The sequence below is a fragment of the Streptomyces sp. NPDC005483 genome (assembly GCF_040606035.1).
Taxonomy (GTDB): domain Bacteria; phylum Actinomycetota; class Actinomycetes; order Streptomycetales; family Streptomycetaceae; genus Streptomyces.
This window is the reverse complement of sequence record NZ_JBEXEA010000001.1, coordinates 578,850-596,319: the sequence shown is the minus strand read 5'-3', so window position 1 is coordinate 596,319 and position 17,470 is coordinate 578,850. Positions and strand designations below refer to the sequence as shown.

At 72.1% G+C, this 17,470-nt stretch carries 15 protein-coding genes and 1 pseudogene; 10 read left to right on the top strand and 6 right to left on the bottom strand.

Features of this window, described 5'->3' with window-relative positions:
* Positions 1-157 precede the first annotated feature (157 nt).
* The 6 genes from ABZT06_RS02700 to ABZT06_RS02675 all read right to left on the bottom strand — a co-directional run bounded on the left by ABZT06_RS02700 (position 158) and on the right by ABZT06_RS02675 (position 6,598).
* Positions 158-1,264, bottom strand: a complete 1,107-nt coding sequence (locus ABZT06_RS02700) for an FAD-dependent oxidoreductase (protein WP_355733733.1) — start codon at positions 1,262-1,264, stop codon at positions 158-160.
* Between the two features lie 193 nt (positions 1,265-1,457).
* Positions 1,458-1,865: a DUF3224 domain-containing protein gene (locus ABZT06_RS02695; RefSeq protein WP_355733731.1), complete on the bottom strand. Its 408-nt coding sequence runs from the start codon at positions 1,863-1,865 to the stop codon at positions 1,458-1,460.
* Between the two features lie 50 nt (positions 1,866-1,915).
* Entirely contained in the window at positions 1,916-2,830 is a 915-nt protein-coding gene (locus ABZT06_RS02690) for a YceI family protein (protein ID WP_355733728.1), read from the bottom strand.
* A 43-nt stretch (positions 2,831-2,873) separates the two neighbouring features.
* Positions 2,874-3,941 (bottom strand): maleylacetate reductase, encoded by a 1,068-nt coding sequence (locus tag ABZT06_RS02685; RefSeq protein WP_355733726.1) that lies wholly within the window; start codon positions 3,939-3,941, stop codon positions 2,874-2,876.
* A complete protein-coding gene (locus ABZT06_RS02680; RefSeq protein ID WP_355733724.1) occupies positions 3,938-4,807 on the bottom strand; it encodes an intradiol ring-cleavage dioxygenase in 870 nt (289 codons plus the stop codon). Before ABZT06_RS02680 ends, ABZT06_RS02685 begins: the two co-directional genes overlap by 4 nt.
* A gap of 51 nt (positions 4,808-4,858) precedes the next feature.
* Positions 4,859-6,598, bottom strand: a complete 1,740-nt coding sequence (locus ABZT06_RS02675; RefSeq protein WP_355733722.1) for an FAD-dependent monooxygenase — start codon at positions 6,596-6,598, stop codon at positions 4,859-4,861.
* Positions 6,599-6,737: 139 nt separating this feature from the next.
* Between ABZT06_RS02675 and ABZT06_RS02670 the strand changes: the two genes are divergently transcribed.
* The 10 genes and pseudogenes from ABZT06_RS02670 (at position 6,738) to ABZT06_RS02625 (ending at position 17,431) form a co-directional block, all read left to right on the top strand.
* On the top strand, positions 6,738-8,450 hold the full coding sequence (locus ABZT06_RS02670; RefSeq protein WP_355733721.1) for a helix-turn-helix domain-containing protein: 1,713 nt from the start codon (positions 6,738-6,740) through the stop codon (positions 8,448-8,450).
* A 185-nt stretch (positions 8,451-8,635) separates the two neighbouring features.
* Positions 8,636-9,757 (top strand): PP2C family protein-serine/threonine phosphatase, encoded by a 1,122-nt coding sequence (locus ABZT06_RS02665; protein WP_355733720.1) that lies wholly within the window; start codon positions 8,636-8,638, stop codon positions 9,755-9,757.
* A 50-nt stretch (positions 9,758-9,807) separates the two neighbouring features.
* A pseudogene (locus tag ABZT06_RS02660) lies at positions 9,808-10,143 on the top strand (sigma factor); the annotation flags it as partial.
* A 265-nt stretch (positions 10,144-10,408) separates the two neighbouring features.
* Positions 10,409-12,463: a nitrate- and nitrite sensing domain-containing protein gene (locus tag ABZT06_RS02655; protein ID WP_355733717.1), complete on the top strand. Its 2,055-nt coding sequence runs from the start codon at positions 10,409-10,411 to the stop codon at positions 12,461-12,463.
* Between the two features lie 44 nt (positions 12,464-12,507).
* On the top strand, positions 12,508-12,978 hold the full coding sequence (locus ABZT06_RS02650) for a hypothetical protein (RefSeq protein ID WP_355733714.1): 471 nt from the start codon (positions 12,508-12,510) through the stop codon (positions 12,976-12,978).
* Between the two features lie 73 nt (positions 12,979-13,051).
* Positions 13,052-14,032 carry an aldo/keto reductase gene (locus ABZT06_RS02645; RefSeq protein WP_355733712.1) on the top strand — a complete coding sequence of 327 codons (981 nt, stop codon included), beginning with the start codon at positions 13,052-13,054 and terminating at the stop codon, positions 14,030-14,032.
* A 61-nt stretch (positions 14,033-14,093) separates the two neighbouring features.
* Positions 14,094-14,537 (top strand): Rrf2 family transcriptional regulator, encoded by a 444-nt coding sequence (locus ABZT06_RS02640; protein ID WP_355733709.1) that lies wholly within the window; start codon positions 14,094-14,096, stop codon positions 14,535-14,537.
* 74 nt (positions 14,538-14,611) lie between these two features.
* Complete coding sequence (locus ABZT06_RS02635) at positions 14,612-15,808, top strand: globin domain-containing protein (protein WP_355733707.1); 1,197 nt, start codon at positions 14,612-14,614, stop codon at positions 15,806-15,808.
* Between the two features lie 79 nt (positions 15,809-15,887).
* Entirely contained in the window at positions 15,888-16,787 is a 900-nt protein-coding gene (locus ABZT06_RS02630) for a dihydrodipicolinate synthase family protein (RefSeq protein WP_355733705.1), read from the top strand.
* Between the two features lie 149 nt (positions 16,788-16,936).
* Positions 16,937-17,431 (top strand): MarR family transcriptional regulator, encoded by a 495-nt coding sequence (locus ABZT06_RS02625; RefSeq protein WP_355734095.1) that lies wholly within the window; start codon positions 16,937-16,939, stop codon positions 17,429-17,431.
* Positions 17,432-17,470 lie beyond the last annotated feature (39 nt).

Here is a 17,470-nt window from a genome sequence, read left to right as displayed (position 1 = left end):
TCTCGTCGGCCGGGAGTTCGTGCACGGCCCGGCGCCGGCCGGGGCCATGCTGGAGCCGGCTTGCCACAACCACCCCGGCCGGACGGTGAGTGACCGGCATACCGGCTGCACCGGCCGGCGTGGGGCGACCCGCGCCTCCTCGCCGCGCCCTCACTGCCTACGCGGCCGTGTAACCGAGTTGGCGCCGCATGTAGGGCGTCATGAGGGTCTTCGCCTTGGCCAGGGTGCTGGTGCGGCCGCCGAGCACCGCCGTCTCGCCGCCCGGCACGGGCAGCATGGTCACCCCGTCGGCGGGGCCGAAGGGCACGATCAGCGGGGTGCGGTGGATGGGCCGGTAGAAGCGGGGTTCCTTGCGGTGCCGGCCCGCACTGTTCAGGTGGGCGCGGATGTTCCAGGCGGCGAGGTCGGCCTGGGCGAGCGCTGCCGGGGTGATCTTGAGCTCGGTGGCGTCGTTGACGTCGCCGACCGCGAAGACGTCCAGCTGTCCCTCGGCGCGCAGCGAGCGGTCGACCTTGACGTGCCCGGAGGGGGTCAGCCAGTCGCCGTGTCCGCCCAGGCGCAGCCAGAGCGTATTGGGAGTGGTGCCGGTGGCCCAGAACGAGAGGTCCGCGGTGATGATGCCGCCGCGGGCGTCGCGGTAGGTGCCGAAGTCGCTGCCCTGCGACATGAAGGAGTCGAGCCGGACCTCCACGTCGTGGGCCTCCAGCCAGGCGCGCGCCTTGCGGCCGGCCCGTTCGCTGCCCGTGTTGCCGAGCAGCGCGGGGCCGGAGTGCGCGAGCGTGACGCGGGCGTCCGGCCGGGCCAGCCGGATCTCGGCGCTGAGTTCCACGCCGGAGGGCCCGCCGCCGACGACGAGGACGTGTTCGGCGAAGGCGATCTTCTGCTGGTGCTCGGCGAAGGACTTCATCGCCTCCTCGGTGGTGGTCCCGGCGAAGCGGGCCGGTTCCGGGTAGTCGGCGCCGGTCGCGATCACCACCACGTCGTAGGGCAGCCGCGTGCCGTTGGCGAGCACCACGCGTCGCTCGGTGGTGTCGATGCGGACCACCTTGCCCACGACGAGCTGTCCGTGGCGCAGCAGCCGGTCGTACGGGATGAAGGGGATCGCGCTCCACTCCTTGCGGACTCCCGCCCGCAGGGAGGAGATGCGGTGGAAGAAGACTTCCTTGCGGTCCACCAGCGTGACCCGGGCTGTCGTGTCCAGCCGTTTCGCCAGCCGGACGCCCGCATAGCCGCCGCCGATCACCACTACGTCGCCGTCACTCACGCCGAGTCTCCTGAACCGTGGGGGGAGGAAGTGCCATGGCGGACGAGCCGCTCCCCCGAGCACTCGGATGACGGCGAGCGTAACGCTTGAAACCTAAAGTTACGATGGGGTCGTGTGAGTTTTCCGTGAAGCTGTGAGGCGCCGCGGGGCGCGATGTGCCCGCCGACGACGGTGAGTTGGACCGGCCCCCGGGTCAGCCGAGCTCGTAGTCGAGCCAGATCCGGTGGGTGCCGTCGGCGTCGACCGTGAGACCCCCGGTGCCGGAGATGCCCGCCAGGTCCCCGGTGCCGCTGGAGGGGACGATGGTGAAGAACTCCGCGGTGCGGTCGCTGCCGGAGGTCGTCGCCGAGTGCGCGAAGTTGAAGGCGCCGGACCGGTCGTGCACCGAGCCCTCGAAGGACTCCATGGCGACATAGGTGCCGACGCCGGACTCCTGGTCGTACGCGGCGGTGAACAGGGTCGCCGAACGGCCGGCGACCTCGCCCTCGAAGTGCTTCTCGATCGTCGCGACCCCGACCGGGAGCCCGGTGGCCACGGCGGGCTCGGGCGTCAGCTCGGTCGGGACGAACGCCTTCACGCTGAATGTTCCGTCGGCTCTCATGCGCCGACGGTACCGACCGGGTCTGACAATGGCCTGCCGTCCGTGCCCGCCTACTCCGGCGGGGTCGGCGTGTCGTGGGTGCGGTACATCGCCTGGACGTCCAGCTCCAGCTGGACGGTCGGGCCGACGACCGCGATGCCCCGGGCCAGCATCGACCGCCAGTTGAGGGTGTAGTCCTCGCGGTGGAGCTCCGCCGTCGCGAGGGCCGCGCAGCGCAGTTCCTCGCCGTAGCCGCCGTTGACGGTGCCCAGGTAGGTCGTGTCGAGGGCGACCGAGCGGCTCACGCCGTGCATGGTGAGGCTGCCCTGGAGGGTCCACTTGCTGCCGCCGCGGTAGGCGAAGCGGGTGCTGACGAAGTCGATGTGGGGGAAGCGTTTGACGTCGAGGAAGTCGCCGGAGCGCAGGTGGTTGTCGCGGGTGGTGTTGCCCGTGGTGATGCTGGAGGCGTCGATGCGGACCTGGACGCGGGACTGGGACATGTCCGGTGCGATCTGGATGCCGCCCTCGAAACGCTCGAAGCGGCCGTGGACGTGCGCCATGCCGACGTGCTTGGCGATGAAGCGGATCGCGGTGTGCGGCGGATCGAACAACCAGACGCCGGGCGTGGGCAGTTGCAGCGCCTGGGCCGGCTGGAGCCAGACCCGCTCGGCGGGCGTCACCCCGTACGGATCCACGTCGACCGTCTCGCGGTGCGGCTGGAGCCCCTCGGCCGAGGCCATCAGGCTGTAGCGGCCGGGCGGCAGCACGGCCACGAAGTAGCCGTAGGGGTCGGTCGTGCCGCGTGCCGCGACCCGGTGCGTGTCCAGGGCGGTGACGGTGACGTCCGCGCCCGCCATGGGCGAGCCCATCGGGTCGACGATCTCACGGGCCACGGCGCCGGCGCCTTCGGGGAGGGGGACGGAGAGGCCCGCCGCCTCGGCAAGGGCAGCCTTGGACCGCCGGCGCCTGAGGAGTGCGAGGGCCATGATGTTCACCTTTCTTAGGGGACTTGCTGTGGTGCTGCGGCACTCATGGCCGACGGCCCTGGAAGGCCGCCTCGAGTACCGCCCGCACGCCGTCCACGGTCACGGGACGCGGGTTGGCGTACGGCTGTCCCGCCACCTGTACGGCCGCCTCGGCCAGGTCGGTCTCCTGGAGCCCGAGTGCGGCCAGGGAACGCGGTGCGCCGAGGCGCCCGGCCAGTTCCCACAGGGCGTGTGGCGGGTCGTCGGTGCCAAGTGCCCTTTTCAGCACGGTCAACGCCCCCGGGATCTCGGGAGCGTTGTAGGCGAGGGCGTACGGCAGGACGACGGTGTGGGTCTCGGCGTGCGGGAGACCGTAGGTGCCGCCGAGCGCGTGGCACAGCTTGTGGTGCAGGCCCATGGTGGTGGACCCGAGGCAGGACCCGCACAGCCATGCCGCGTAGAGCGCCTGTCCGCGTGCTTCCACGTCCGCCGGGTCGCCGGCCAGTCGGGGCAGCGCCTCGGTCATCGCCCGCACGCCTTCCTCCGCCATCAGCGCGATCAGCGGCGAGGTGTCCGGGGCGTACAGCGCCTCGACCGCGTGCGCGAGGGCGTTGACGCCGCTGGTCACGGTGAGGGGAACCGGCAGGGAGAGGGTCAGCTCGGGGTCGTAGACGACACTGCGGGGCTGGACCTTCGGGTCGCGGCCGGTGCGTTTGGACCCGCCCTCGGTCAGGCCCCAGACCGGGGTCATCTCGGAGCCAGAGTAGGTCGACGGCACGGCGATCAACGGCAGTCCGGTGCGCAGGGCGATCGCCTTGCCGAGACCGATGGAGGAGCCGCCGCCGACCGCGACGACACCGTCGGCCCCGGCCTCGCGTGCCACCGCCACGGCCCGGTCGGCGTCCTCGACGGGTACGTGCATACGGGCCTCGGCGTGCAGCCCGGCGCAGGAGTCGCCGAGCGCCTCCGCCACCGCCCGCGCGACGGCCTCGCCCCGGCTGCCGCACACCACCAACAGGCGCCGCAGGCCCAGGTGTTCGGCCTCTCCGGGCGTCGCGGACACGGCGGCGCCGGGCCGGAACACGACCCGCACGGGACGGCTCTCGTAGGTGAAGTCGCCGGAGAACGTCATGCGTTCGGCTCCAGTACGAGATCGAAGCGGGCGTGCCGGAAGGGGTTCAGGATGCCGAACTCCGCGGCCAGGGGCGGGTCGTCGGTCCTCGCGAAGTCCTGCACCAGACTGTGTTTCACGGCGAAGACGGCGTCGGAGTCGAGGTAGTCGCTGCCCGCGACGAAGATGTGGGTGGTGACGGGGGTGTGGCCCTCGGCACCGGCGATGAAGTGGATGTGCGCGGGCCGGTACGGGTGCCGGCCGGTCGCGCGGAGCAGGTCGCCGACGGGGCCGTCGGTGGGGATCGGGTACGGCGCCGGGACGCAGGTGCGGAACCAGAAGCGGCCCTCGGCGTCGGCGGTGAACAGTCCGCGTCCGTTGCCCGCGGGCTGGGCGTCGGGCTGCTGGACGTCGTAGAAACCCTGGTCGTCGGCCTGCCAGACGTCGAGGACGGCACCGGGCAGCGGGGTGCCGTCCGCGGAGAGCACCCGGCCGCTGACGACGCAGGGCTCGGCGGAGCCCACCAGGTCGATGTCGTCACCGAGTTCCCGGACGGGCGACTCGGTCATGTGGAAGGGGCCGAGCACGGTCGACTCCGTGGCGCCCGGTACGCGGTCGCCGTTGATGGTCTCGACGAGCATGGAGAGGCCGAGGACGTCCGAGAGGAGGATGAACTCCTGGCGGGTGTCCGTGCACGTCTGACCGGTCGCCGTCAGAAAGGCGATCGCCTTCTCCCACTCCTCCTGCGTGAGCCGGGTCTCGCGCACGAAGTCGTGCAGATGACCGATCAGACCGGCGAGCACCTCGCGCAGGCGTGGATCGGCGGTCGCGTGGAGACTGGCGAGGGCCTCCTCGGTGACGCCGGCTCCGGTCGCGTCGGTGGTCATCCCTGCTCCTCGTTCTCGACGGCGTTCCGCTTCTGCCATGGTCGCGCGTTCTCAGGCGTGACCGAGGATCCGCCGCAGCGCGTCCGAGAGCAGCGCCTCGGCGTCCGGGGCCGCGGTCGCGTGCCGGAAGGCGACGAAGCCGTCGGGCCGTACGAGCAGGGCGCCGGCGTCGGAGATCTCGCTCAGGCGCGCCCAGTCGCCGTACGGATCCTCGTACTGCTGTCCGGGACCGACGACCACGGTGGCGATGTCGACGTCCTGCGCCTCGGCGGCCCGGATCCAGTCCTCGCCGCCGATGCCGGTCAGCAGGGTGAAGCGGCCCTTTCCGACGGTGTCGAGGGTGGAGAGGGTGCGGGTGCCGGCGGTGATCCAGGCGTGCGGGACGCGGGCGCCGGGGCGGGAGGTGGGCTGGTGGTGCAGTTCGGGGTCGCGGGTGAAGACCTCCTCGCCGGTGCCGTCGGGCACTACGGCGTCCGAGGCGTAGCGCTGGTTGAGGTCGACGCCGTGTGCGTTGAACTCGTACACCTTGAAGGCGATGGCCTCGCGCAGCCTGGCCCGCTGCTTCTCGGCGGCCTCGGTGGCGTCCTTGCGGGCGGCGATGTTGGCCCACAGCCGCTCGGGGGTCTGCGGGGAGAGTCCGTCGAGGGCCTCGAAGATCGGGGCGGTCTCGCCGATGGACTGGTTGGCCCGGGTGACGACCTGCTTGCCGATGGGGGCGCGTTCGGCGGTGTAGGTGTCGAGGAGCTTCGGGTCGGCCGTGCCGTCGAGGACGAGCTTCAGCTTCCAGGCGAGGTTGTAGGAGTCCTGGATGGAGGTGTTCGAGCCCAGGCCGTTGGACGGCGGGTGACGGTGGGTGGCGTCTCCGGCGCAGAAGACCCGCCCGAGGGAGTAGGTCTCGGCGTACATCTCGTTGACGGTCCAGGCCGAGGACGACTTGATCGTCACGGGGATGTCGTCGTCGCCGACCAGCTGCCGCACGACCGATTCGGCGTACTCGGTGGTCAGGTCGGGGGCGCCCGCCGTGACGTCGTACCCCCACACGATCAGCCACTCGTTCCACGGCCGCACACAGCGCACCAGGCCCGCGCCGATCCCGCCGACGGTGGCGCCCGGGGCGAGGACCCAGTAGAGGGTGGAGGGTCGGTGGGCGGTGTACTTGCTCAGGTCCGCCTCGAACACGATGTTGATGCTGCCGGCCACGCCCATCTGACCGCCCATCGGGAGCCCGGCGTCCTCGGCGACCTTGGAGCGGCCGCCGTCCGCGCCGATCAGGTACTTCGCGCGGATCTCGTACGTGTCCCCGCGCAGCCGGTCCCGGACGGTCGCCGTCACGCCGTCGGCGTCCTGGGTGTGGGAGACGTACTCGGTCTGGAAGCGCAGGCTGGTGCCGCGGGCGACGGCCGCGTCGACGAGGACCGGCTCCATGAGGTGCTGCGGCATGTCGCACATGCGGGTGGGGCTGGCGAGTTCGTGGGCGGCCTGGACGAGCGGGTCGTTGCCCCACGAGCGCACCCGGCCCAGCTCCTCGCCGGCCAGGCTGGTGCAGAAGGTGGTGTTGCCCATCAGGTGCTGCGGGGTCGCCTGCGCGATGACGTCCTGCTCGACGCCGAGGTCGCGCAGCACCTCCATGGTCCGCTGGTTGGTGATGTGCGCGCGGGGGGTGTCGGCGAGACTCGCGTAGCGGGTGACGACGATGTTGGGCACGCCGTAGGTGCTCAGGGCGAGCGCGGCCGAGGCTCCGGCCGGGCCGCTGCCTACGATCAGGACGTCGGTCTCGACGACGGTGGGCACGGGGGCGCTCCTGGCGGGGACGGGACAGGGACGGCGGACAGTAGTGATCATGGTGCCGTTCGCCCCGGCGCGGGTGTCTCATTACGAGACACCCCGCAGTCGTTGACTGTTCAACCGAGCCCGCTACGGTGGGTACGTCGTGACCACCACCGAGCCCTCCCCCGCAGTCCACGCGCTCCCACCGCTGCGAGTGGCGCGTGAGCGCTTCCTGTCCGGGCGCCCGCTGCCGGACGGTGTGCCGGAGGAGGTCCTCGCCGCGTGGCGACGGGCCCGGTTCTTCGGCGTCCCGCACGACTTGACGGCGTCCGCCGTCGATCCGCCCCGGCCGGTCGGGTCGCCCCTGCTCGGTGCCGCCCGTCCGGTGCTCGAACGGATCGCCCCCGCTCTGGACGCCGCCCGCTCGGTCCTGATCCTCACCGACGCGCGGCTGCGCGTGCTGTGGACGTCCGGGACCGCGCCCGGGCTCGCCCGCTGCCCGGGGCTGTCGGAGCAGGAGGTCGGTCACAACAGCGCGGCCCTCGCCCTGCGCGGTCGGCGCCGTGCCGAGGTGCACGGGCCCGAGCACTTCCTCGACGTGTGGCAGGACGTGTCGGCCGTCAGCGTCCCGGTCCTCGCGCCGAAGAGCGGACAGGCCCTCGGCACGCTCACCGTCGCCTCCCACCTGTGCGGCGGACGCCCGCCGCACCCCCAGGCGGCCCTCGCCGAGGCCGCCGCCGCCGCGGTCGAGGCCGAACTGCTGGCCCGGGCGGGACGCCCCGAACAGGTCCTCCTGGACGCCTACCTGCGAGCCGCGCGAGGCGAGGACCGCGCGGTGGCCGCGCTGGACGGCCGCAACCGTCTCCTCAGCGCGGCCGCGGAGCGGCTGGCGACTCCGGAGGTCCTTCGGGCTCTTGAGCGTACGGCGGTGGCGGCACGGCACACGGGCGCGCCGGCGGCCGCCGAGCTGCCCGCGGGAGCGGGGTGCGACGCCCGGATCGACCTGGTGCGGCAGGAGGGCGCGGTCGTGGGGATCGTGGCCCTTCTGGAGCCGCGGGTCGAGGGCACACCGAGGCCCCCCCTCCGCCCGCTGCCCCGTCTGGCCGGCTCTTCCCTTCCGTGGCGGTACGCCGTGGAGCGCGCCGCCGAGCTGGTCCGCTCCCCCGAACCCGTGCTGCTGACCGGTGAACGGGGGACGGGGAAGACCGCGCTGGCGCGGGAGCTGCTGGGCGCGGCCGACATCGAGACGGTCGACGCGGCCGAGGACGGCGCACTCGAAGGGGACCTGGCGGAACGCGCCGCGAGGGGCCCCCTCCTCCTCCGGCACGCCGAGCGGCTGACGCAGCCCGCGGTGGCCACGCTCAACTCCCTGCTCGACGCCCACCCGGACACCCGGCTGCTGCTCACCCACACCCCGGGAACTCCGCCCGGCCCCTGCCTACAGCGCCTCCTCGACAAGCTGGCCGCCCGCGCGGTCGTCCTCCCGCCGCTGCGGGAACGCACCGAGGACATCCGGGAGTTGCTGTCGGCCCTCGCGCCGCGCCCCGCGCCCGGAAGTCCCCCGCTGACCTGGACCCTGGACGCCCTGCGTGCCCTCGAACAGCACCCGTGGCCCGGGAACGTCACCGAACTCGCCCATGTCGTCCAGGCTTTGGCGGAGCACCGACGGGTCTCGGGACCGGTCCGCCGGGCCGAACTGCCCGACACCGTGCGGGAGGGCCCCGCGGTCCGTCCGCTCAGCCCGATGGAACACGCCGAACGGGCCACGATCCTGGAGACCCTGCACCGCCACGGCGGCAACAAGTCCCGCGCGGCGGCGGCACTCGGCATCGGGCGGGCGACCCTGTATCGCAAACTGCGGGAGTACGAGGGCTGAGGAGCCGGCTCAGAACGCCGGCCTCGGCGCAGCAGGGAACTCGGCGGTGGTCCCGTCGGCAGGCTCATCCACTCCACGGCTTCTGACGGGATCGGAGCGGCGGGCCCCGTTCGGCGGGGCGCCGCGCCCGGCCGGCGTGGACCTGCATACCGTAGAGGCAGATCACCACCTGCCCGGGAGCACGCATGACCGGTAGCCGCCGCAAGAGACCCGGCGACACCTTCGACGCCATCGAGCCTCCGGGCGACACCGAGCTGGTCGCCGCGGTGGTGACCGTGACGGGCCTGGTCGAGTTCCTCGGCGCGCTGTCCGGGTCCGAGGTGTGGCTTCTCGGGCTCCTGGTGTTCCTGCCGGGCGCCGCCTCGGCGCTGGGCACGGTCCGGCAAACGGCGTTCGTCGCGGTGTGGACCACGCTCGTCGTGACCGCGAGCGTGCTGCTGCGGGACCGCGACTCGGGGCACTGGTTCGACCGGCTCCTGCTGATCCTGTTCACGCTGGTCCTGGCGGCGACCTCCGTCTACGGCTGCCACCGGCGGATCAGACGCGAGGACGCGATGCTGCGGCTGCGCTCCACCGCCGCGGCCATGCAGCGGCACATCCTGCATCCGCTCCCCCTGCTGACCGACGACGTCCTGGTCAACGGCGTGTACGAGCCGCTCCAGGAGGAACGGCTCGTCGGCGGGGACATCTACGACGTCGTCGACTCGCCCTTCGGGACCCGGGTGCTGATCGGGGACGTGCAGGGCAAGGGCCTGGCCGCCGTGGGCTCCGCGTTCGCCGTCATCGGCGCCTTCCGCGAGGCGGCCCACCGCGAGCCCACCCTCACCGCGCTCGTGGACACCCTGGACGCCGCCGTCGTACGGCACAACTCGTACGCCACGCACACCGGCGACGACGAACGCTTCGTGACCGCGCTGATCGTCTGCGTCGACGCGGACACCGAGGTGCAGGCCGTCAACTGCGGCCACGTCCTGCCGCATGTGCTGCACGACGGGACGGTCAGCACGCTCGAACTCGACCCCGGCGTCCCGCTGGGGCTGGCCGAGCTCGCCCACGAGCCCACAACCGTGGGCTGGTTCGACTTCCCCGAGGGCGCGACGCTGCTGCTGAGCACCGACGGCCTGACGGAGACCCGCTCCGCGGACGGCACGTTCTACCCGGTCGACGAGCGCCTGACGGAGTACGTCGACCTCTCCCCCACCGAGCTGCCGCAGGCCCTGCACGACGACGCCCGCGCGTTCGCCGGCCACGACGGCCCCCACGACGACGTGGCCGTCCTGACGGTCCGCCGCCCTGTGCGTCCCTGACGGCGCGCTGTGACGGGCAGGCGCCCCGGACCGCCGTAGCGTCGGCTCGCATGGACAGGCTTCCGCCGCGGGCCGACGGTTCTCTCGACGAGGAGGCGGACGCGTTCCAGCGACCGCGTCCACGGCTGTTCGGGATCGCCTACCGGATCCTGGGCAGGGTGGCCGAGGACGTGGTGCAGGACGCCTGGCTGCGGTGGCAGAGCACCGACCGGAGCACCGTGCTCAACGCGCGGGCGTTCCCGGCGAAGATCACCACACGGCCGGCGATCGACGTGGCCCGGTCGGCGCGGGTGCGCAGGGAGGCGTACATCGGGCCGTGGCTGCCGGAGCCCGTGAACACCAGTGTGGATCCGCAGGTCGGCGCGGAGCGCGGCGAGTCGCTGGAGCGGACAGCAACGCGATCTGTGACGCCCGGGCGACACCCACTTCCACGAAAGCCCGGTCAAAAGTGAAGACGCGGTGCTAGGAATTGGCCAGATCCGTTCGCCTTGCGCACCTCCCCCCGAATCGTCCGGTGGGCCGATCTGAACAACCACCCCTGTGCGCCGCGTTGTTAGGAGTGCAGGACGCGAGGCGAACCAGAACCGTGAGGCCATCTTGTCGAACACACCGACCGCCCCCCGCCGGGGATGGGGAACCCGCAACTGGCGCGTGGCGAGAAAACTCCAGGCCATCCTCCTCATCCCGGTGGTCGTGGCCCTCGTCCTCGGCGGCATACGCGTCAAACGCTCCGTCGACACCTGGCAGGACGCCGACGACGCGGTCCGCGTGGCGGAACTGGTCCAGGCGGCGAACAAGTACGCCAGCGACGCCATCGACGAGCGCGATGTGTCGGTCATCCCCCTGGTCAAGGGCGACCGCACGTCGAGCGTGGTCACCAAGGCCCGCGCTGTCACCGACGCGGACGCGCAGAAGTTCAACGAGGCGGTGGAGCGGATGCCGCAGACCGCCGGGCTGCTCCGCCGCGTCGAGCTCGTCCGCACCGGCGAGAAGCAGCTGGCGTCCGTGCGCGCGAACGCGTTCACCTCCCGGTTGACCGGCGTGCAGACCGAGGAGAGCTACCACGCCGTCCAGCACCCGCTGATGGAGATCTCCAACGAGCTCGGCTTCGGCAGCAGCAACCAGGCGAGCTTCGGCCGCACCCTCTACGCCGCCTCCCTCACCCAGGCCGCCGAGTCCCTGATCCGGGCGATCGGCACGCACCTCCTGGTCGAGGACCGCGGCAAGCTCGCCCCGGGCGAACTCCAGACGCAGCTCGGCTCGTTCAGTTCCTACGTCTATCTCGAACAGGTCGCGCTCCAGGAGTACGCCGGCGCCGGCACCGCCGGGGACATGACCCGGCTGCGCAAGGCGCTGTCCGACGCGCAGAAGCAGGGCGAGGAGCAGGCCGCCGAGGCCCGGACCCAGGCCGAGGCGGCGGGGAAGACCTTCGTGGCCCCGCCGAGCCTGGAGAAGATGGCCGCCGAGATCGCCTCGGGCAAGTCGGCGGCGCAGCTCGCCGCGCAGGGCATCACCCCCGAGACGTTCTTCGCCGCCTCCACCCTCAGCTTCGACGCGTACCGCGGTGTCGAGGTGTACCTCACCGACAGCGCCCTGGCGGACGCCCACAGCATCGCCGACGAAGCCCGCGACGACGCCGTCATCAACGCCGCGCTGGTGCTCACCGCGGTCCTCGTCGCCTTCCTGCTCGCCGCCTGGGTGGCCCGGACGATGAGCACCAGCATGCGCCGGCTGAGCGCCTCGGCCCACGAGATCGCCGGGCAGCGGCTGCCCGCCCTGCTCACCCAGCTGACCCGGGCCATCCCGGGCCGGGTCGACGCCCAGGTCACACCGATCCCCATCACCACCACGGACGAGATCGGCGAGGTCGCCCGCGCCTTCGACCACGTGCACCGCGAGGCCGTCCGGCTCGCCGCCGAACAGGCCCTGCTGCGCGCCAACATCAACACGATCTTCGGCAACCTGGCGCGTCGCAACCAGTCGCTGATCGAGCGTCAACTCGCCCTGATCACCGATCTCGAGGGCAAGGAGGCGGACCCCGACCAGCTGGAGAACCTCTTCAGGCTGGACCACCTCGCCACCCGGGTGCGCCGCAACGGCGAGAACCTCCTCGTGCTCGGCGGCGAGACCCCCGCCCAGCAGTGGGACCAGCCGCTTCCCCTGGTCGACGTGATCCGCGCCGCGGCCTCGGAGGTCGAGCAGTACGAGCGGGTCGAGCTGGCGGGGGTCCCGGAGGCCGAGATCCACGGCCGCGCGGTGACCGACCTGGTGCACCTGCTGGCCGAACTCCTGGAGAACGCGACGACGTTCTCGCCACCGCGGTCCCGGGTCGGGGTCACCGCGGCGCGGCTGCCCGACGGCCGGATCATGGTCGAGATCCACGACCGGGGCATCGGGCTGCCCCCCGAGGAACTGGCCGACATCAACCACCACCTGGCCGACCCGCCCACCGTGGACGTGGCGATCTCCCAGCGCATGGGCCTGTACGTGGTCGGCCGGCTCGCGGACCGGCACGGCATCCGGGTCCAGCTGCGCCCGTCCGAGGAGGGACAGGGCACCACGGCACTGGCGATGCTCCCGGACACGATCACCTATCGGGGGACGGCAGCGGAGTCCGACATCGACACCATGGCCCTGGCGACCTTCGCGGACCCGGGCTTCCCCCAGGCCACCGCCCGCGGTTACGAGGCGTGGAACGACAGATAGGCGACCGGGCGGGTTGCGACGGACACGTCGGAGGGAGGACCGCGATGCGGGTGGGGATCACGGGCCATCGCGGCCTGCCGGAGGACGTCGCGGCAAAGGTCCGCGAGCTGCTCCTCAAGGAGGCGGGCTCGTACGACGACCTGGTGGGTGTCAGCTGCCTCGCCGACGGCCCCGACACCTGGTGGGCACAGGCGGTGCTCGAGGCCGGCGGCCGCCTGGAAGTCGTCGTCCCGGCGGCCGGGTACCGCTCCGCCCTGCCCGACTGGCATCACCCGGCCTACGACTCCCTCGTCGAACGGGCCGACGTCGTCCGGCACACCGGGCTCAGCGAGCCGGCGCCCGAGGCGTTCCAGGCCGGCAGCGAACTCCTCGTGCGGGTCTCGGACCTGCTGATCGCCGTGTGGGACGGGCTGCCCGCACGGGGCTACGGCGGCACGGCGGACGCCGTCGACTACGCGCACCAAGTCGACGTACCCGTAAGGGTGTTGTGGCCCGAGGGGGCTTCGCGCGGGTAAAACGCCTTGGCCGTCGAGTGCTCGCCAAGACAGGATGATCGAGCGACGGCAGCAGCACGAAGGGGAACGGTGGATGAGGCGGAACCGGCTCGGGACAACCGATGTGCACGTCACGGAGCTCGGCTTCGGTGGCGGTCCGCTCGGGGGCCTCTTCGCCCCGCTGGACGACGAGACGGCCGCGGGCGCCCTGGAGGCGGCCTGGGACAGCGGGATCCGCTACTTCGACACCTCCCCGCACTACGGCATCGGCCACTCCGAGCGCCGCACCGGCGCTTTGCTGAGGGGCAGGCCGCGCGAGGAGTTCACCCTGTCGACGAAGGTCGGCCGGCTGCTGGTCCCGCAGGACCCGGCGGGCCGTATGGACGAGAGCTTCGCGGTGCCCGCCACCCACCGCAGGGTGTGGGACTTCACGCGCGACGGTGTGCTGCGCAGTGTGGAGGACTCGCTGGAGCGGATGGGCGTGGACCGTGTCGACGTGCTGTTCCTGCACGACGCGGAGGAGCGCTTCGAGGACGCGTTGCGCGACGGGTACCCGGCCCTCGCCGAACTCCGTGCGCAGGGCGTGGTGGGGGCGATCGGCGCGGGGATGTACCACCCCGGCAAACTGACCCGGCTGGTCAGGGAGTCGGACGTGGACGTCGTGATGCTGTCCGGCCGCTACACGCTCCTGGACCACAGCGCCCTGGACGAACTCCTGCCCGCCTGCACGGACCGCGGGGTCTCGGTCCTCGCGGCGTCGGTCTTCAACTCCGGTCTGCTCGCCACGGCCCGCCCCGCCGAGGACAGCACCTTCGACTACGCCCCCGCCGCACCGCGGTTGGTGCGACGCGCGCACCGCATCGCCGACGTCTGCGAGGCCCACGGCGTGACCCTCCCGCAGCTGGCGATGGCGTTCCCGCTCCGGCACCCGGCCGTCGCGGGCATCGTCGTCGGGATGCGTACGGCGGAGGAGGTACGCGGCAACATGGCGGCGTTCGGCGCGGAGATCCCGGTACAGCTCTGGGACGACCTGCGGGGTGGAGGGCTCCTGGACGAGCGGGCGCCTGTGACGTAATACGCACCCGCGCCGGACCATTAAATCCATATCTCGCATGCGCATTTGTTAGTGTCCTGGCGTGAGGTTGACCAAGTTCACCGACCTGGCGCTCCGCGCCGTGATGCGTCTGGCGGTCTCGCGACAGGACGCGCCCCTGACCACCCGAGAGGTGGCCGAGGCGATGGACGTGCCGACCGCCCACATGGCGAAGGCGATCAGCCGCTTGCAGCATCTCGGCGTCCTGGAGACCCGCCGGGGCCGCGGCGGCGGACTGGGACTGACCGAGCTCGGCCAGCATGCCTCGGTCGGCTGGCTGGTGCGCGAGCTGGAGGGCGAGGAGGAGGTCGTCGCCTGTGAGGGCGATCCACCCTGCCCGCTGCGTGCGGCATGCCGACTCCGCCGGGCGCTGCGCGACGCACAGGAAGCCTTCTACGCCACGCTCGACCCGTTGACGGTGACCGATCTCGTGCAGTCCCCCACCGGACCCCTCCTCGTCGGACTGGGCGTCCGCCGCCCCGGGTGAGCCGGAGCACCCGGTCGATGCCCTGTCATCACCCGCTTTAATACGAAGATCATTTACCAATTAAAGGAGCCACTGTGCTGTCCGAGCGATCCCTCCCCGTCGTCCGCGCCACCCTGCCCGTCGTCGGCGCGGCCATCGGCGAGATCACCGCGGTGTTCTACACCCGGCTGTTCGACGACCGCCCCGAGCTGCTGCGCGATCTGTTCAACCGCGGGAACCAGGCCAACGGCGACCAGCAGAAGGCGCTGGCGGGCTCTATCGCCGCCTTCGCGACCCTGCTGGTGGAGCACCCCGAGTCCCGGCCGGACGCGATGCTCTCCCGGATCGCCCACAAGCACGCCTCGCTCGGCATCAGCTCGGACCAGTACAAGCTCGTCCACCAGCACCTCTTCGCCGCGATCGTCGACGTACTCGGCGACGCCGTCACCCCCGAGGTGGCCGCCGCCTGGGACGAGGTGTACTGGCTGATGGCCAATGCCCTGATCGCCCTGGAGGCCCGCCTCTACCAGGAATCCGGCACCGCGGAGGGCGGGACCTGGCGGCCGATGGAGATCGTCGGGCGGCACGAGGAGACCCCGGACACCGTCTCCTTCCTCCTGCGCCGCACCGACGGCACCCCCACAGGGGCATTTCGGCCGGGTCAATACGTCAGCATCCAGGTCGAACTCCCCGACGGCGCCCGCCAGATACGCCAGTACAGCCTCAGCGGCGCACCGGGGGATCCGCACTGGCGCATCACCGTCAAGCGCGTCCGGGCCGACGTGGACCCGGCGGGCGAGGTGTCCTCCTGGCTGCACGAGCACGCCCGTCCCGGCGACACCCTCAGCGTCTCCGCGCCGTACGGCGACCTCGTGCTGCCCGAGGCGGAGGGACCGCTGCTCCTGGCGTCCGCCGGGATCGGCGTCACCCCGATGCTGTCCATGCTCCACCACCTGGCCGCCACCGACCCGACCCGCCCGGTGATCGTGCTGCACGCCGACCGCACCCCGGCCGACCACGCCCACCACGACGAGCAGCGCCGACTCGTGGAGACGCTCCCGAACGCCCGGCTGCACCTTTGGTACGAGGAGCTGGGGGAGAGTACTCGGGAGGCGTCCGCCGGCCGCGCCGACGTCACCGCGCTCGGCCTGCCCGACGGCGTGACCGCGTACCTGTGCGGCCCACTCCCCTTCATGCGCGCGGTACGCGGCGACCTGCTCGGCCTCGGCCTGCCCGCGCACGCCGTCCACTACGAGGTCTTCGGCCCCGACCTGTGGCTCGGCACCGAGTAGACCGCCGACCTCTCTTTCACGCAGGATGTCGCACAGCGCCTGACCGGACAACTGCTCCCTACGGAAGGGACTTCCCGCGATGTTCACCGGCCTCAGCGCCTTTCCCCTGACTCCTGCCGACGAGTCGGGCGTCGACGAGAAGGCCTACGCCCGGCTCGTCTCGCGCCTGGCCGAGGCGGGGGTCGACTCGATCGGTGCGCTCGGCTCGACCGGCAACTACGCCTACCTGTCCCGCGAACAGCGTGCCGCAGCAGCGCGGATCGCCGTCGGGTCCGCCGACGGGGTGCCGGTCATCGTGGGAATCGGCGCGCTGCGCACGTCCGACGTGCTGGCGCTGGCCGAGGACGCCCAACAGGCGGGCGCGTCCGGGGTCCTGCTCGCCCCGATGACCTACCAGGCCCTCACCGATGACGAGGTGTTCGGCCTGTACGAGCAGGTCACCCGTGAACTCTCGGTTCCTCTGTGCGTGTACGACAACCCCCGCACCACCCATGTCCACTTCACCGACGAACTCCACGCCCGTATCGCCGAGTTGCCGCACGTCGCCGCGATCAAGATCCCTCCGGTTCCCGACGGTCCGGCCGCCGCGAAGCGACGTGTCGAGTCGTTGCGGGCCCTGATCCCCGGGACCGTGACTGTCGGCGTGAGCGGGGACTGGGCAGCGGCCGAGGGCCTGAACGCCGGTTGCGACACGTGGTATTCGGTGATCGGAGGTCTCTTTCCCCGCACCGCTCTCGCCCTCACCCGGGCGGCCCGGCACGGGGACGCCGAGGAGGCCACGGCCCGGTCCGCGCGACTGGAACCCCTGTGGAGGTTCTTCCGCGAGTACGGCGGTCTACGTGTGACGTCGGCGGCCGCCGCACACCTGGGCCTCGCCACCGAGCCGAACCTGCCGCTGCCCCTCCAGGGCCTGCCCGCCGCAGCCCGGCGCGAACTGGTCGCCGTCCTGGACGACCTGGACCTGGGGACGAACGGATGAGGACGGCCCGCACGCACAGCGAGGACCGTGGCCGCCCCGCTCGGTGCCTACCTGGCCCGCGCGCGGGGCAAGGACACACGGACCCGCCCCGACACGATCAGGCGCGATAGGTTCCGCCTCTAGGAACATACGGAGGTGCCGTGGGCGAGCTGGACGCACAGAGGGAGATCACGACCGCCAAGGAGGCGGCCGACGACGCGCTGGTCCTGGCGTTCGGGCGGCTGCAGGGCGCCGCGGGCCGGCTGGAGTACATCCTGGGCCGGCGGATCGAGGAGGAGTGCGGGATCAGCCACCTGATGTTCGAGGTGCTGCTGATCCTGGGCCGCGCGGGCGAGCCGGGGCTGTCGATGCGGGCGATCGGGCAGGAGCAGGTGCTCAGCACGGGCGGGGCGACGCGGCTGGTGGACCGGATGGAGGCCGCGGGGCTGGTGCGGCGCGTCACGGACCCGGACGACCGGCGCGGACGCCTGGTGACCCTGACACCCCTGGGCGAGGAGACCGCCGTACGCGCTTCCCGGCTGCACGTGGAGAACATCAGGCGATACTTCCTGGAGCCCCTGCCCGCCGCCCACCGGGAACGCTTCGCGGAGGACCTGCGCATTCTCAGCCACGCGGCCCGGGACTCTCTGCCGCTGCTGCCCTGACCGGCATAGGGTGACGTGCATCACTCGACCGGGCCTCTC